7 protein-coding genes are annotated in these 17171 nt (G+C 62.9%); 6 read left to right on the forward strand and 1 reads right to left on the reverse strand.

The window, feature by feature from the left end; all coding sequences use genetic code 11:
• Positions 1-9: 9 nt before the first annotated feature.
• The 5 genes from K1X11_RS23370 (at position 10) to K1X11_RS23390 (ending at position 11588) form a co-directional block, all read left to right on the forward strand.
• Positions 10-2250 carry an AMP-binding protein gene (locus K1X11_RS23370; protein WP_221030079.1) on the forward strand — a complete coding sequence of 747 codons (2241 nt, stop codon included), beginning with the start codon at positions 10-12 and terminating at the stop codon, positions 2248-2250.
• Between the two features lie 59 nt (positions 2251-2309).
• Complete coding sequence (locus K1X11_RS23375; RefSeq protein WP_221030078.1) at positions 2310-3752, forward strand: FAD-binding oxidoreductase; 1443 nt, start codon at positions 2310-2312, stop codon at positions 3750-3752.
• A gap of 127 nt (positions 3753-3879) precedes the next feature.
• On the forward strand, positions 3880-5538 hold the full coding sequence (locus K1X11_RS23380; RefSeq protein WP_221030077.1) for an alanine/glycine:cation symporter family protein: 1659 nt from the start codon (positions 3880-3882) through the stop codon (positions 5536-5538).
• 132 nt (positions 5539-5670) lie between these two features.
• Complete coding sequence (gene smc / locus K1X11_RS23385; protein WP_221030076.1) at positions 5671-9531, forward strand: chromosome segregation protein SMC; 3861 nt, start codon at positions 5671-5673, stop codon at positions 9529-9531.
• Between the two features lie 14 nt (positions 9532-9545).
• Complete coding sequence (locus K1X11_RS23390) at positions 9546-11588, forward strand: hypothetical protein (RefSeq protein WP_221030075.1); 2043 nt, start codon at positions 9546-9548, stop codon at positions 11586-11588.
• 1265 nt (positions 11589-12853) lie between these two features.
• Here K1X11_RS23390 and K1X11_RS23395 read toward each other — a convergent pair.
• On the reverse strand, positions 12854-14140 hold the full coding sequence (locus K1X11_RS23395) for an integron integrase (RefSeq protein WP_221030074.1): 1287 nt from the start codon (positions 14138-14140) through the stop codon (positions 12854-12856).
• 1237 nt (positions 14141-15377) lie between these two features.
• Between K1X11_RS23395 and K1X11_RS23400 the strand changes: the two genes are divergently transcribed.
• Positions 15378-16976, forward strand: a complete 1599-nt coding sequence (locus K1X11_RS23400) for an IS1182 family transposase (RefSeq protein WP_324725960.1) — start codon at positions 15378-15380, stop codon at positions 16974-16976.
• The last annotated feature ends 195 nt before the right edge of the window (positions 16977-17171 follow it).

A 17171-nucleotide genomic window follows, 5' to 3' on the forward strand; every position in this document is an offset into this window, starting at 1 on the left:
AGTTTTCTCATGGCCAAACAACCCCGTTTCACTCGGTCCACGTTGCCGTGGATCATCGAGCTGTTTGCCGCAGCACTTACGCGCATCTTGTATCGTGTCCGTTTCAGCGGGGCGGAGAAGCTGCCGCAGGGCGGGGCGCTCTTGGCGGCCAACCACCTGTCCTACGTCGACGTGCTGGTGCTGCAACTGGCCTGCCCGCGGCCGATTCGTTTTGTCGGCTTTGAAGGCATGCGCGACAGCCATTGGGTTTTTCGTTGGGCCTTCAAACTGAGCAAATCGATCGCGATAACGCCCGAAAATGCCCTCGGTGCCACGCGCGCCGTGGTCGACCACCTCAAGCGGGGCGAACTCGTGCTGTTGTTTGTGGAAGGCGCGATCTCGCGCACTGGCCAACTCATGCGTCTGCGCCGCGGTTATCAGCTCATGGCGCAGAAAGCGGGCGTCCCGGTCGTGCCGGTGGTGCACGATGGTCTGTGGGGCTCCATCTTTTCCTTCTCGGGCAACCGCTACCTGTTCAAGTCGCCGCGCCTCAAACGCACGCATGTGTTTGTGGCCTGGGGCGATCCGGTGGCGGCCGACCAGTTGCCGCCGGAACGGCTGCGTCGTGACATGCTCGATCTGGCCGAACACGCCTTCCAACAGCGCCCGCAACTCAAACGCCATCTCGGCCGCGAGGTGGTGCGTGGTTTGGCGCGTCGCCCGTGGCGCTTGGAGATTGTCGATCGCACCGCCGGTCGCCGCGAAATCAAGGCCGGCCAATTACTCGCCGCCGCGGCCGCTTTGTCGCGCCACATCCGTCGCACCATACCGGACCGCCGCGTCGGTATCGTGCTGCCGCCCGGTGCCGGTGGCAGCATCGCCAACCTCGCTGTGCTCTGCGCGGGCAAGATCCCGGTGAACCTCAATTTCACCGCGGGCCGGGCTTCCATCGAGACCAGCCTCAAACTGGGAGAGATCACGACCATCCTCTCCGCCGAAGCGGTGCAGGCCAAGGTGAAGGATTTTCCGTGGCCGGAGAAGACCCTCGATCTGCGCAAGGAGATGGAGGCCATGGGCGGCAAGAAAGCCGTGTTACCGTGGTTGCTCGGGGCCTGGTTGCTGCCCAACCAGTGGTTCGCCGACTTGCTCGGCCTACCCAAATACGGCGACCGCGAGGAGGCTGGTCTGCTCTTCACCAGCGGCAGTTCCGGTGAGCCCAAGGGCGTCGTGCTCACGCATCGCAACATCCTGTCGAATTGCTGGCAGATTTCCTCGCTGAGCATCCTGCCAGACTCCGCGACGATGTTGGCCTGTCTGCCGATTTTCCACTCCTTCGGTTTCACCGTTACGTTGTGGTATCCGATGATGCGCGGCTGTCGCGTGGTGACCGTGCCGAGCCCGCTGGATACCCGCAAAATCGTCGACTCGATCCGCGAAGAGGAGGCGACCGTGCTCATCGGCGCGCCCACTTTCCTGCGCCCGCTGGTCAAACGCGCCGAATCCCGCGACCTGCGTTCGCTCAACCTCGTGGTCTCCGGCGCCGAGAAGATGCCGCTCGATCTCTACGAGGCGGTGAAGGAGAAATTCCACATCGAGATCATGCAGGGTTACGGTCTCACCGAGACCACCCCGGCGACCAACATCAACCAGCCCAACCCGCTGCGCCCGGACACGGTGGGCGCGGAGCCCCAGCTCGGCAAACGCCTCGGTTCGGTGGGCCGCATGATGCCCGGCATGACCGCACGTATTTTGAATCCCGATACGATGGAGGAGCAGTCCTTCAGTCAGCAGGGCATCGTCGCCTTCAAGGGCGGCAACGTGTTTGAGGGGTATCTCAAAAACCCGGAGAAGACCGCCGAGGCCTTCCATGGCGACTGGTTCATCACCGGTGATCTGGGCCGTTTCGACGAGGATGGTTTCCTCTACATCGAGGGCCGCCTGTCCCGCTTCTCCAAGATCGGCGGCGAGATGGTGCCGCACGGCACGGTCGAGCAACGCATCATCGACGTGTTCGATCTCGACCAGAGCGAAGGCTACATCATCGCGGTCATGGGCGTGCCCGATTCCAGCAAGGGGGAGGCGCTCGTCCTGCTGACGACGTTGGAACTCACGGTCGCCGAAGTGCGCGAGAAGCTGTTGGCGGTTGGTGTGCCCAACCTCTGGGTGCCCAAGGTCGTCAAACATCTCGACGTCATCCCCGTGCTCGGCACCGGCAAGCTCGACCTCAAGGGCTGCAAGGACGCTGCACTGGCCTGCGTGGAGCTCGACTGACCGGTTCGGGCGCTGAAATCGATTGCGGCGGAGCGGTCGGCTCGGCCAGCGTTTCCGCTGTGTCAAAACCCCCTCATGCCCGTGCCACCGCGCTCCTGCAGCGCCGTCTCGGTTCCGGCCTCGTCAAAACCGACGACGCCACGTGCTACGCCGCGTCCTTCGACAGCGGCCGCATGTCGTTCCTGCCGGAGGCCGTCGTGCTGCCGCGCAAGCACGAGCAGGTCGGCGAGGTGCTCAAGCTCGCCAACACCCACGGAGTCCCCGTCACGCCGCGCGGACGCGGCACCACGCTCATGGGCTCGGCCACGCCGCGCCAGGGTGGTTGGGTGCTCGATCTGACCAAACTCAACCGCATCCGCATCGATGACGAGGCCGGCATGGCCCACGTGCAGGCCGGGGCCGTGGTGGGCAAAATCCAGGACGCCGCGGCGGCCAAAGGCTGGTTTTATCCGCCGGACCCGTCGTCCAAGGCCTACTGCACCATCGGTGGCAACATCGCCTGCAACGCCGGTGGCATGCACGGCGGCAAATACGGCGTGACCCGCGACTTCATCATCGCGCTCAAGGGCTACCTGCCCACCGGCGACTATGTGGAGTGGGGGACCGCGACCCGCAAATTCGCCGCCGGCTTCAATCTGCGCGACCTGTGGATCGGCGGCGAGGGCATGCTGGGTGTGGTGACCGACGCCGTGTTGCGCCTCATCCCGCAACCGGCCGCACGTTGGACCTTGCTCACGTCGTTTACCGATGAAGTGAGCGCCTTCACGGCCGCTCGCGCGTTGTTTGGCGCCAAGGTGCAGCCCGCGATTTGTGAGTTCCTCGATCGCTACAGCGTGAGCTGTGCGGAAGGCGCCATGGGCACCACGATTTTCCCGGGGCAACCCGGCAAACCCGTCATCCTGCTCGAGCTGGCGGGCAGTGCCGCCGAGGTGCGCGAAGACAAGAAGCGGGTGCTGGCGTGGGCGGCCGAGCATGCCGTCGGCCACCGTGCCGCCCGCACCCGCGCCGAAGCCGAAAGCCTCTGGGCGGTGCGCCGCAAGTGTTCCGGGGCGATGTTCCAGATGGGCGATGCCAAGCTCAACGAGGACATCACCGTGCCGCTGCGCGCCTACGCCCAGTTTGCCCGTTTCCTCGAAAAGCTGCGCAAGTCCTCCGGGCTCGCCATCCCGACCTTCGGCCATCTCGCCGACGGCAATCTGCACGTGAACATCATGTATCACAAAGCCGACCCCGCCGAGTGCGCGCGGGCCGAAGCGGCGGTGCAGGCGCTGATGGAAAAGGTGGTCGCGCTGGGCGGGGCGATCAGTGGCGAGCACGGCATCGGTCTGGCCAAGACACCGTTCCTGCGTATCCAACATTCGGATGCAGCGATCGGGGCCATGCAGGCGGTCAAGCGCGCGCTCGATCCGCAGGGCATTCTCAATCCGGGCAAGATGTTTGAAGTCTTCGAAACCTGGAAGTGCCCCAAGGAAGCCGTGAGCTTCCCCTGGGATCACAAGTAAGCCCCGCCGCCGCTCGCACTGGAAGGGCGGCGGACTGACGGAACTCGGTGCAAATGAAAGCAATGAAAGTTTGCATCTCACGGATTTCCGTTTGCCGCGGGCGCTGCGACGTCGAGGCTAGCTGCCCATGCGAGAATTTAACTCCTGGCTGATCCAGCTCGACGGTTTGCTCGGCGGATCCCCGTGGTTCCCCTTTGTGCTTCTGGGCACGGGGTTGTTTTTCACTCTGTATCTCGGTTTTCCGCAGATTCGCTTTTTCGGTCGCGCGCTGCGCATCGTGCGGGGCAAGGAAGACAAGCGCGGCATGCCGGGCGAGACGACGCACTTCCAGTCGCTCGCCACGGCGCTCTCCGGCACGGTCGGCACGGGCAACATCGGCGGCGTGGCGTTTGCCCTGTTCCTCGGCGGACCGGCGGCGCTGTTCTGGATGTGGGCGACGGCCTTCTTTGGCATGACCTCGAAGTTCGTCGAGGTGACGCTCTCGCATAAATACCGCCGCAAGATGACGGACGGTTCCATGGCGGGCGGCCCGATGTATTTTATGCACTACGGCCTCGGCTGGAAGTGGCTCGCAGTGATCTTCGCGGTGGCGACCGTCATTAGTTCTTTCGGCACCGGCAATCTGCCCCAGATCAACAACATGGCGCAGGCGATGGAGGCAGCCTTCGACGTGCCGCCGATGGCAACCGGCGCGGTCATGGCCGTGCTGCTCGGCCTGGTGATTCTCGGCGGCATCAAACGCATCGCCGCAGTCACCTCCAAACTGGTGCCCTTCATGGCGGCGTTCTACGTGATCGGCGCACTGGGTGTGCTCGTGGTGCACGGCGACCGCATCATCCCGTCGTTTCTTTCCGTGTTTCAGGATGCCTTCACCGGCTCGGCTGCCGTGGGCGGTTTCTTGGGCGCGAGTTTCTCCTTCGCGTTTAACCGCGGCGTGAACCGCGGCCTGTTTTCCAACGAAGCCGGTCAGGGCTCGGCCCCGATCGCGCACGCGGCGGCTCGCGCTGAGGAGCCTGTTTCTGAAGGCATGGTGGCCATCCTTGAGCCCTTCATCGATACCCTCGTGATCTGCACGCTCACCGGTATCGTGATCCTCGCGTCGGGCGCGTGGACCGAGAAAATCGAAAACAACTTTGATGCCTCCGACATGCGCATCGTGGCCGGTCAGTGGGACGATGCCATCGAGGCCGATCGCACCGCGCTCTTCCATTATCTGGCGGACGAAGACGACGGCGACGTGACCGACTTTTCCGGTGTCGTGACCGTGACCGATGGTCAACTCGCCGGCGACGCCGGCGTGACCGTGCTTAATGCTCGCTCGGTCGCCGAGGACGTGCGCTTCGCGACGGAGGACGGCACGCCCTACACCGGCACGCTCACGGTGGAGGAGGGGCACTTGGCCGATCAGTCGGTGCAGGTCTCGGGACGTTCCTTGATCCACTCGGCGGCGCTCACCTCGGAGGCCTTTGCCCGTGGCATCTTCGGTGGAGCGGGCCGCAGCTTGGTGGCGGTGGGTCTGCTCATGTTCGCGTTCTCGACCGCGATCGCGTGGAGCTATTACGGCGACCGGGCGATGGTTTACCTCTTCGGCGTCGGGTCGGTTCGTTACTACCGCATCGTATATGTGCTCGGCTTCTTCTGGGCGTCGTTCTCCGACACGACGCTAATCTGGAACCTCGCCGCCGTCGCCATCGTGCTGATGACCCTGCCCAATCTCCTGGGGATCATTTTGTTGCGGAAGGATATGCGCGACACCTTGAAGGGGTTCCTCAAGGACCATTCCTGATCGGCTGACTTTGCCGCCGTGCGGAGGGGCCAGTGGCTCCTCCGGCGGTGTTGGGCAAAATCGAGACGGGCCGGATTTACCGTTGCCGGGGGGGCAGGGGCCCCTTCAATCGACCGCTTTTACTCGCCCCGCATGTATCTCAAGGCCCTCAAACTGCACGGCTTCAAATCCTTCGCCGACCCGACCACGCTCCGCTTCGAACCGGGCGTGACGGCCATCGTGGGTCCGAATGGTTGCGGCAAGTCCAACATCGCCGATGGCATTCGTTGGGTGTTGGGTGAGCAGAGCGCCAAGGCCCTGCGCGGTGGCAAGATGCAGGACGTCATCTTTGAGGGCACCGACTCGCGCCGTCAGGCCCAGTTGTGCGAAGTGGCCCTGCTCCTCACCGACTGCGAGAAGCAGCTCGGCAGCGAATTCCACGAGATCGAGATCATGCGCCGCGTCCACCGCGACGGCGGCAGCGAATACTTCTTCAACGGCCAATCCTGCCGCCTGAAGGACATTCAAAAACTCTTCATGGATACCGGCATCGGCCGGACCAGTTATTCGATCATGGCGCAGGGCCAGATCGATCAGATCCTCTCCTCCAAGCCCGAGGAGCGTCGCGCCGTTTTTGAAGAGGCCGCCGGTATCACCAAATACAAGGCGCAGCGCCGCGAGGCGATGAACAAGCTCTCGCTCACCGAGCAGAACCTCGCCCGCGTGGCCGACGTCATCTCCGAGGTGAGCCGCCAGATAGGCAGCCTCAAACGCCAGGCCGCCAAAGCCCTGCGCTACAAGCGGCTCAGCTTCCGCATGCGCCACCTGAGTCTGGCGCACAGTGCCTTCCAGCACGAGCGACTCGCCGCCACGATTCACGAGCTGCAGGACAAACTCTCGATCTTGCGCCGCGAGGCCGACGAGCGTCGCACCAAACTCGAGAGCGAGCAGGGGGCGTTGGAGGAAAAGAAGGCCGAACGTTCCCGCCTGCACCAGCGCGCGCAGGACGCCCAACAGGCCGTCTTCGACCTCAAATCCCAGCGCGAACAGGCCGAGAACGGCGCCAACCTCGCCAAGATCAAACGCACCGGCCTCGAGGATCGTCTCGCCTCCTCCCGCAACAATCTGGGCGAACTCGAGATGCAGATGCGCGAGTTGTCCGACCAGGTCGACAGCGGTGCGCAGGACAAGCAGGAGCAACTCACGCTGCTCGGCACCAGCGACCAGGTGTTCCAGAACCGCAATCGCGAGCTGGCCGTCGCCGAGGCCGAGATGTCGAAGCTCGAGGACGAGCTCAAGCAGACCAAATTTACGCTCCTCCAGATGGAGAGCACCATCGCCCGCCTGCGCACCGATACGACCGGCTTCGAGGTGGAGCAAAAGACCTCCGTGCAACGTCACGAGTTGCTGGTCAACCAGCTCGAAGGTGCCCGCCAGGAGCACAGCGCCCTCGGTCAACGCGCCGCCGAGGTCGAGCAACGCCTCGAAGAGTCACGCGTCGAGAAAGCCCGGCTCGATCAGGCCGCCGTCGAAGCGCAGCAAACCATCGGCAACCTGACCCGCGAGTTTCGTGAGGCGCAGCGCATTCTGCAGGACATCGACCGCGGTCTCGCCCAGCGTTCGGCCCGACTGAAGCTGCTCCAGCAACTGCAGGAGAAGTGGGAAGGTTTTGGCGCCGGCGCGAAAGCCGTGCTGCAGGGCAAACTCGACGGCGCCCTCCAAGGTTCCACCGTCACGCCCGTCACGAAAGGCCTGCAGGTCGATCCCACCGCCGGCAAAGCGATCGAAGCGCTGCTCGGTTCCGCCGTGGAAGCGATTCACGTCACCGATCTCGCCACCGCGCGCCGTGTGCTCGATCAGCTCGAAAGCGACAAGATCGGCAGCGCCGTGCTGCAGGTTGAGGGCATGGGGCAGGGCGGTGCGGCGGCGAAAGACCTGCCGGCGTTCCTGCGACCCGCGACCTCGGCACTCATCAATGTCGACGAGTCCCATCCGGCCAGCGCGCTGCTCGGGGCGTGTTATCTGGCCGATGACCTGAGCGCGTTTTTTGAATTTTGGGCGGCCAACCCCGACTTCGGTTTTGTCGCCGTCGCGACGAACAAGGGCGAGTTGGTCGATCGTCGTGGTTTGGTTTACGGCGGCTTCAACAAGAAGCCCGAGAACAGCATCGTGCAGCGCGAAATCGATCTGCGCGAGACCGCCAAGGCCATCGCCGACGAGCAGAAGAAGCACGACCAGCAAAAGAAGGTCATCGACGATCTGAATGACCGCATCGCCGGTGCCGAGCAGGCCTTGGAGGATCGCCGCAAGGAGGTGCTGGAATCGACTCAGCTCGTGACCGAGATCCAGACTGAGTTGCGCAACGCCAATCGCGCGAGCGAAGAGGCGCAGCAACGCATCGGCCGCATGGAGCGCGAGCTGTCCGGTCTCGAAGCCGCCCGCAACGAGGCGCAGGCCCGTTTTGAAAAGGCGCAGGCCGGACTTTCCCAAGCCGAAGAGCAGGCCGCTCATGCCCGCGAACGCATCTCCCAGATGGAGGTGCAGATCATGGAGATCCGCACCGATCGGGACGTGAAACGCGACACCCTCGCGCAGGCCCGCCTCGAACTCGCCGAGCGCCGCCAAAAGGTCGAGGTGCTCGACCGCGGCATCGCCGACATGGAGAAGCGCCGCGACCAGCTCGCGCAGATTCTTTCCCAGCGTCAGCAGGAGATCGAGGTGTGGACCGAGCAGATCGATTCCCTCGAACACGAAGCCGAGTCCAGCCGCCAACGCGCCGCCCAGATCGGCGAGACCCTCGTGGTCGCGCAGGAGCAGGTGGAGATCGTGCGTCGCAAACTCGCCGAAGTGGAGAGCGACATCGAAGCCGTCGAAGCCGCCCAGCAGGGCCTGCGTTCCGCCTCCGAAAAATCGCAGGGCGAACTCGGCCGCTGCGAAGTGCGCCTCGCCGAAGCCAACTCCCGCGCGCAGTTCATCGCCGAGGACGTGACTCGCGAGTTTTCCGAAGCCGTCGAGAACCTCGATTGGAAGCAACTCATGTGGCGCTCCGACGAAGAGCCGCCGGACATGAAGCCGCTCGACCTCGAGGAGGATGAGGACGATTTCGACGATTCACCAGAGAGCGAATCCGACGCGGCCAGCGATGGCGAGAGTTCCGGTGCGGAAGGCGAATCCGCCGAGGGCGAGACGACCGACGCCGCGCCGAAAAAGAAGCGCCGCCGCAAAGCCAAGAAGGCCAAGGGCGACCCGAGCGAAACCGATCTGGCCCAGCTCGAACTCACCGATTGGGACGGCGTGAAGACCGAAGCCGATGCGCTGCGCCAACGCCTCAACTCGATGGGCGCGGTCAACCTCGTGGCCATCGAGGAATACGCCGAGCTCAAGCAGCGTTACGACTTCCTCAAGGGCCAGTGCGACGACCTCACCAACGCCAAGCACGAGTTGCTCGGCGCCATCGATGAGATCAACCGCACCTCTCAAGAGCAGTTCGCGATCACCTTCGAGCAGATCAAAAAGAACTTCAAATACACCTTCGACACGCTCTTCGGCGGCGGCAAAGCCAACCTCGAGCTGGTGGTCGAGGACGACATTTTGGAGAGCGGCATCGAAATCACCGCGCAACCGCCCGGCACCAAACTCAAGAGCATCACGCTGCTGTCCGGTGGCCAGAAGACGCTCACCGCGGTGGCCCTGCTCTTCGCGCTCTACATGGTGAAGCCGTCGCCGTTCTGTTTGCTCGACGAGTTGGACGCCCCGCTCGACGAGTCCAACATCGGTCGCTTCACCACGCTGTTGAAGAAGTTCGTCGATTCGTCGCAGTTCATCATCATCACCCACAACAAACGCACGGTGTCGGCCGCGCAGGCGATTTATGGCGTGACGATGGAAGAGCGCGGCGTGTCCAAGACCGTCTCGATGCGCTTCAATCACGAGAAGGGTGACGCCGAAGAGAAGCACCCTGAGAACATCGCCGAAGCCGTGCGCGGCACGAAGCCGGCGGCGCCCACGTCCTGACCCCCTGACACATCATGGCTCTACCCCGCATCAGCTTCAGTTGGAAACCAACCATAAGCGGGCGCGAGCGGTGGCGCCTGGGTCTGTTCATGATCGTCCCGAGCAAATCGGGTCGGCGCAACAAGCTCCGCATCATGGTGCGCGGCGTCCTCTTGTGGCTCAGTGCCATGGCGATCGCCGCCTACCTCGCCGCCGCGACCGCGTGGTTCTACATGCTCAACCAACGTCCCCACAATCTGGTGACATGGGCCGACTGTGTGCTCGCGCCGGTGCGTTGGGACGAGATCAAACGCAAGAAAGGCGACGCCTACATCGCCGAAGGTTTGGCCGCGATGGACGCGATGAATTGGAGCGACGGCCGTCTCAAGTTGGAGGCCGGTTTGGCGCGGTCGCCGGATCACCGGCGCGGTCGCGAAAAGTTGGCCATGTTTTACGTCGCGGCCGGTCAGCGGGAGCGCGGGCTGCGCCTCATGGTCGACGGCATCAAGCGCGCCTACCCGGGGCGTGAAAACGTCGAGCTCTTGCTTAACCTCTGCTTCGCCGGCGAGGACTACGACATCGCCCTCGAAGCGATCAACCTGAGTCTGGACCAAAAGGGCGCGGCGGTGGAGCGGGAGCACGCTTGGCTCGTGGAGCAGAAAGGGCGCTTGTTGATCGTAGCGAAGCGCTACGAAGAGGCGCTCGCCTGGATCGATGACGCCGGTTTTCAGTCCTTCCCGCTGCGGGAAATGCGAGTGGTGGCGCTGCTGGGGCTCGAGCGTTACGACGAGGCCGATGCCGCGCTGACGGCCTGGGATCAAGTGCAGGGCGCCAATGCCGGCGAGACGCACAGCCTGCGCGTGCGGGTCGCGCGGGAGCGGGGCGATTTGGCGGAGATGCGTCGTTATTTGAATCTGATGCGCGAGCGCACCGGCACGCAGCCCACCGCGTGGATCTATGCGGTGGTGCAGGAAGCGCAGGCGGACGAAATTCAGGCGGCGCAGGCGGCGCTCGGCGCGTTCCTCATGCGGTTTGAGACCAACGCTGCGGCCATGCGGGCGTTGGCGCAGTCATTGGTGAAAATCGAGTCCTGGGGGCTGTTTGAACAGGTATTCAAACGCGCGGAACTCTTGGGCCAAATCGACTTTGCCTGGCAGACCCTCGCGGTCGAAGCCGCGGCCAAACAGGAACAGTATGCCCGGGCGCTGGCCGTGTTGCGCGCCATTGAGATTCCGGAAGCGGGCGACGAGTTGGACGAAAGACAGGTCCAAACCCGCAAGTTCTGGCTTAACCTGCAGACGGCCTTCATTGAGCTGCTCGCCACCAACGAAGCGGCCTCCGGCGAGGAACTGGTGCAGATCGTGCGGAACGCGGCCGTCGCGCTGCCGGCCATCAAGGGCATGGCCTCCGCCGCTGAAGCGGACGGGCATGTCGGCACCGCCCTGGCATTGATCGAGGTGGCGCGCGCGCGGTATCCAGGAAGTAAGGACATCGCGGCCCAGGCCGAGCGTTTGCGTCAGCTCGTCAGTGAGAGTGAACGCGAACGAGTCGAGGTGGACCTGCCGTTGGTGCAGAATGGCCGCCCGCTCGACATCGAGGAGATGGGGGTCGTGGGGGCGCAGCCGGCCACCGGAAATTTTGAGCGCGAAATGGGCTCGGCCCGACTCTTCCTCGCGCGCGCCGATGAACTCATTGCCGCGGAAGCCTGGGATTCGTTGGAAGAACTCATGCGCGAACTGCGTCGTGCACGACCGGCGTGGATGCGCAATCAGACTGAGGAGCTGTTGAAGCGGGAAATGGAGCTCAATATCGGTCGGCAGAATTGGTCGGGCTTGGTGGGCAACGTGCGTTTCCGCATCGACGGCACGCTACCCCGCGCGCTCGAAGTGATGAACCTCGTGCGTCGACTCGATGCCGCGGGTGAACGCCGCGCTGCCGAGCTGGTGCTCAGCGAAATCGAGCGCCGTCACGATGATTTCCCGCCCGCCCGCCGCCTCCGCGAAGACTGGGCCGCCGCCGATGCCGCCGCAGAGGAAGACGCCGAAGCCGAAGCCACTGCAGACGAGACCGACGGTTAGTTGCAGGGCAGGGGAGCGACGGGTTTATTTACCGCCGGCAACAAAGGAAACGAAGGCGGAGAGGCAGCGCATGACAGCCCACGGACCACACGGAACGGCACGGAAGACCGAAAGGCAAATCCGTGAGGCACCGGCATTTTAACGCCAAGGCAGGAAAGGATGCAAAGACCGTAAGGAAGGTGGATGCGGACCTCCGGGCCGCGTCGTTTCACGTGCCACTCAGCGTCTTGTATCCACATAATTACGACGCGTTCTTTTCGTGCCTTTTTGTGTCTCTTCGTGGCTATAGTTCTTGAACCGCAGATCACGCTGATTGGCGCAGAACGCCGTGAGGCAACGCGGATGAAACCGCGAAGGACGCGAAGAAGCGCGAAGCTGAGAGGCAGGGCCCCGACCGTCAGGGTTTTTTATCCACAGAAATCACCGAAGAAATGCAGAGGAGCAGGGAAAGGTAGGGTCGGACCGCCGGGCCGACCGCCGAACGCAAAGAGACTGGATCAAACCGCAGATATCGCCGATTGACGCAGATATCCGAGAGAGGCAACTGCAGCAGAGCCCACGAAACACACCAAACACACGAAAGCCGAGAGGCGGGGCATGAGGGCCCACGGAACACCCGGAAAGACACGGATAATTCACCTTTAAGCATTCCGCTGCCGGTATCCACTGAACCACCACACTCTCTTTTCGTGTATTTTTGTGCCTTTTCGTGGCCAAAAAACAGAACCGGAGATCACGCCGATGAGCGCAGAAGACCGAGAGGCAAAGCCGTGAGGCACCGGCATTTTAACGCCAAGGCAGGAAAGGATGCAAAGACCGCAAGGAAGGTGGATGCGGACCTCCGGGCCGCGTCGTTTCACGTGCCACTCAGCGTCTTGTATCCACTTTATCACAACACCTCCTTTTCGTGCATTTTTGTGCCTCTTCGTGGCTATAAAAACTAGAACCGCCGATCACGCAGATGATCGCAGATACCGAGAGGCAACGCGGATGAAAACCGCGAAGAACGCGAAGAGGCGCGAAGCCGAGAGGCACCGTAAGAAAGCCCACGGACCACACGGAACGACACGGAAGAGCTGAACACAGGAGCCAGAAATCCGCATTCCACCCTACGCCCCTTTCACTCTTCACCTTTAACCATCCCGAACCCCGACCCCCGCACCCCGCATCGCGCCCCTACGCCCCTTTCACCATTCACCTCGCCTCCCCGTCCTCTCCCCTCAAGCGATCCAGCGGACTCCGCACGCCCAGGCCCGGCTTTTTCATCACGTGCAGGTAGCGTTGGGTCGTTGTGAGCTTCGCGTGCCCCATGAGATCCTGCACGTTTCGGATATCCGTGCCCCCTCCAGCAGGTGCGTGGCAAACGAGTGCCGCAGCACATGCGGCGTCACCCGCTTGTCGATCGCCGCCCGTGTCGCCGCGGCCTTGATTGAGCGCTGAAACGCCGAATCCGAAACGTGGTGACGTCGACGCACTCCCGACGCCGGGTCGATGGACATCTTCCGCGACGGCCAGAGCCACTGCCACGGCCACTCCTCCCCGGCCTTCGGATACTTCCTTGCCAAGCCCTCCGGCAACCATACCCCCGGCGCCCCCGCTGCTCGGTCCTCTGCATATAATCCCCGCAGCCTCTCCAACCGCGCCTCCAACCGCCCCACCAACGACTCCGGAAGGAGCGTCACCCGATCCTTGTCGCCCTTTCCCGCCAGCACATTCAAACGGCCCCGCGCCAGATCCAGATCCTTCACTCGCATCCGCATCAACTCGAGTAACCGAATCCCCGAGCCATACATCAGCTCCGCCATCAATTGCTCCGTCTCGGACAGCTCCTCCCACAGCCGATTCAACTCCTCCCAACTTAGGATAGTCACCGCACACCCCTTCCGCTTTGAATACTCAAACGGGATCGCCTCCAACTGGATGTGCAGCGCCTCCTGCATCAAAAACACCAGCGCATTCAAGGCCTGCTTCTGACTCGATTGGCTCAGCCCCTCGCGCACCGCCAGCTGACTTAGAAACGCTCCGACCTCCTCCGCCGTCGCGGCCCACGGGGTCCGCGGCGCGAGAAACCGTGCAAATCGACGCGCCCACCCGCGATACGTCTCCTCCGTGCGCCACAAATGCCCGCGCTCCCGCGCGGCCTTTACCAACGCCTGCTCCCAGTCGGTCTCGCCCAAATCGTGGGCCCGGATAGGCCGAGGTGCCGCATGCGAACGAACTTGCCCGCCAGGCTCCTCATTGGCCTCCGACGGCAGCCCGCCTGGCGGAGCCTGAAACAGGCCCCGCCCTGGCTTCGTCACGCCCTCCTTGCGCGCTTCTCGCACCAACCAGCGCAACGCCTCTCGACGGATCTCCCGCGGCTCGCCATCCCGCTGATCCGCCGCCTCCACATACCACCCCATGAAACCGACCGACAGCCGCCGCCGGAGCTGCTTGCACACCCGCAACAATGCAAAAATCTCCTGCTCAAAAAGCCGCTTCCGGGTCGCCGGCATCGCCGCCGCTCGCAGCCTCGCCTTCCACTCGTCGAAGTCCAGCATCTCGTCATTCATCCGCGGTTCCCCCTACGCACCAAAACCCGCAGGCAACTCCGAACATCCGATCGCATCGCTGGAAAATAGACATAATGGCTCCAGTTAATCACTTTCTGACTATGACCCCCGGCCACCAAATCGACCGAGAACCTATAGGTGAAACGACGAAACCACGGCCAATATTTCAGCCAATTTGGTAAAAATTCATCCCCTCGTCTGCCCCGAAAAAATCCGCGCGGCGCCTCCAACCGGTGCCCCGCCGGACCGGAACTCACTCCTTACCGTCACCTCAGGACTACGCCGCTTTTCGGGAAACGCCAACAGCGTTGAACCGACCAGTAGAAGCTACATTAGTTGCGCATTACCAGGAACTATAGTCGTCGCTCACGGTGAAGAAACGCCGCTTTCCCGTTCCCGATAGGCTGCATTCAACAGCGTTGGCCCCAACGCTGTAGGGCTCTTTCTCACCACTCCATGCTCCGAAGCTCCAAACCAGTCAAAACACGCCGCTTTTCGGGAAACACTGACAGCGTTGAAAACGCCCCTGCCCATTCGCATCACCCTTAAATACAACCACTAAAACTACATCGTCCCTCTCCGGAGACGAACCGGCGTTTCCCGATAGGCTGCATTCAACAACGTTCCAACCAACGCTGTCATTTTTCCCTCGCGTAAACGCCACCGAAACGGATGCTGTCCGACGAACTCCGACTGGCCCGGATTTCTTTTAATTCCCCACTGCGATGCAGATACAAATCCACCGCCAGCACCTCACCACGCCCGCCCCATCGAGAAAATCGGTGTCGAATGCAGGCTAATAACACTGTTGGGCAAAGATGAAATCGCTTTTGTCCATGGTGCTGATTTTTGGTGGCGGGGCCTCCCTGTTGGGCTCCCTTTTTTTCACCGCAGCGATGTTTCCAATGTCGGCATTCGGAGGTGGGCAGAGGGAGTTGCATGCCGGGGGTGTTGGCATCGCAGTTGGGGCGGTAGCCCTTTTAGCCGGATTCGTCATGCGAAGCAGCGAGCGAGCACCAGAATCTGGCGAGACTGAATGGACCGAAAAGATGCGAGACGAGGAAGCGGATCTTAAGCGACGTGCGAACAATGGAGAGTTGTAAAAAGACAGAGCCCAACCAACCGGTGCAGACAAGGCCGACAGGTCGGCCTGTCTGACCTCAGACGTTGAGACTGTCGAAAAACCCCGTTTGTCGGTGATTATTTGATACACGGTTGGCCTGATAAATGATGGGTTATGGGCACGCCCGAAAGAGGCGTGCACATCATGGCGAAGTATAAACCTTATGACTACGCGCAGACGATGATGGTGGCGGTGTCGCTGGCGGACCAACTGCAGCCGGGGACACTGGAACACACGATCCACTACGTGGTGCAGGAGCGACTCGATCTGCGCGCCTTTGACGCCGAGCATCACAACGACGATGGGGGCCGCCCGGGTTACGATCCACGGGTGCTGCTCAAGGTCGTGTTGCTGGGCTACTCGCGGGGGCTGCTCAGTTCTCGCAAGCTGGAGGCGGCGTGCCGCGAACAGATCGTGTTCATGGCCCTGTGCTGCGGCCAACGGCCGGATCACAGCACGATCGCGACGTTTGTCTCGGGCATGGGCGAGGAACGCATCAGCACGCTGTTCTCACAGGTGCTCTTGGTCTGCCATGAGGCCGAGCTACTCGGAGGGACCCACTTCGCCATCGACGGCTACAAGCTCTCCAGCAACGCGGCCAAGGAATCGAGCGGCACGCATGAGGACCTGCGCAAAAAGCGCGACAAGCTCAAGGAGCTGGTGCGCGAACACGTGCGCACGCACCAGCACAACGACCGTCGCAGTGAAGACGGCAAAGGCGGCGGCAGTTCGTCCCTGCTGCCCCGCGATCCCGCCAAGCGCCTCGCGCGCCTCCAACGCCAGGCCGAGCGCATCGAACGATTCCTCAACGAAAACGAACCCCGCCAGGGCCGCAGTGGCACCGAGATCCAAAGCAACGTGACCGACAACGAGTCGGCCAAGATGAAGAGCAGCCACGGCATCATCCAGGGCTACAACGCCAACGCCATGGTCGACGCGAAGCACCAGGTCATCGTGCACGGCGAAGCCTTTGGCGTCGGCGACGACGGCGCGGTGGCCACTGCCATGCTGGCCGGCGCCGCCACCCACCTCACTCACGCCACCGGCGAGGACGACCCGTTGCGCCAAAAGATCGTGAGCGCCGACACCGGCTATTTTTCCAACCAAAACCTCGAAGCGTTCGAGGCCGCCGAGGTCGACGCCTACGTGCCCGATCCGAAGTTCCGCTCCCGTGACCCGCAACTGGCCACCGCCAAGCGGCACCGTCGCCCGACCGACCGCCGCAAACAGGACTACCGCTCCAAACGTCGCTGGTTCCGTGGCGACGACTTCACGTTCGACGAAGCCACTGAGCGCCTCATGTGCCCCGCCGGCCAGCGCCTGTATCGCTGCGGCCACGACCACGTCACCGCGCAAGGTTACCGCGCCACCTCTTACCGCGCGCCTAAGACCGCCTGCTTAAGCTGCGAGCTGCGTGACCGCTGCCTGCAACACCCCGAGAGCGGCAACCCACGCCAAGTGCGCGTCTTCCACGGACGCGTCACCGAGACCCTCACCTCGCGCATGAAGGACAAGATCGACACGCCTGAGGGCCGACAGATCTACAGCCGCCGCCTCGGCATCGTGGAGCCGGTCTTCGGCAACCTCGGCGCGCAAAAAGGCATGAACCGATCGACGCTGCGCGGTAGGGCCAAAGTGGATACCCAATGGAAACTCTACTGCCTGGTGCACAACCTGGAGAAGATCGCCCGCCACGGCAGACCCATAAGATGAGCGAAGGGGCGCAATCCAGCCCGCGATCGCGGCGCGCAACGCCGCCGCCAAGGCATCCTATCGCATCATTCCCCTCAAATCCCCAGATCCTCCCCAAAACCGCGCCCCTGTAGCAAAAATCCCGTGCCCCTATATCAATCCCAACCAAGCCCACCCCAACCTCGACAGCAGCGGGTTTCCCGACAGTCTCGTTGG

It is taken from the genome of Actomonas aquatica, assembly GCF_019679435.2.
In the GTDB taxonomy this organism is placed as follows: Bacteria; Verrucomicrobiota; Verrucomicrobiia; order Opitutales; family Opitutaceae; genus Actomonas; species Actomonas aquatica.

Coding starts and splice junctions, on each gene's coding strand:
- K1X11_RS23380 (WP_221030077.1), top strand. CDS start 3,880: ATGCGAGAATTTAACTCCTGGCTGATCCAGCTCGACGGTTTGCTCGGC.
- K1X11_RS23370 (WP_221030079.1), top strand. CDS start 10: ATGGCCAAACAACCCCGTTTCACTCGGTCCACGTTGCCGTGGATCATC.
- K1X11_RS23400 (WP_324725960.1), top strand. CDS start 15,378: ATGGGCACGCCCGAAAGAGGCGTGCACATCATGGCGAAGTATAAACCT.
- K1X11_RS23395 (WP_221030074.1), bottom strand. CDS start 14,140: ATGAATGACGAGATGCTGGACTTCGACGAGTGGAAGGCGAGGCTGCGA.
- K1X11_RS23390 (WP_221030075.1), top strand. CDS start 9,546: ATGGCTCTACCCCGCATCAGCTTCAGTTGGAAACCAACCATAAGCGGG.
- smc (WP_221030076.1), top strand. CDS start 5,671: ATGTATCTCAAGGCCCTCAAACTGCACGGCTTCAAATCCTTCGCCGAC.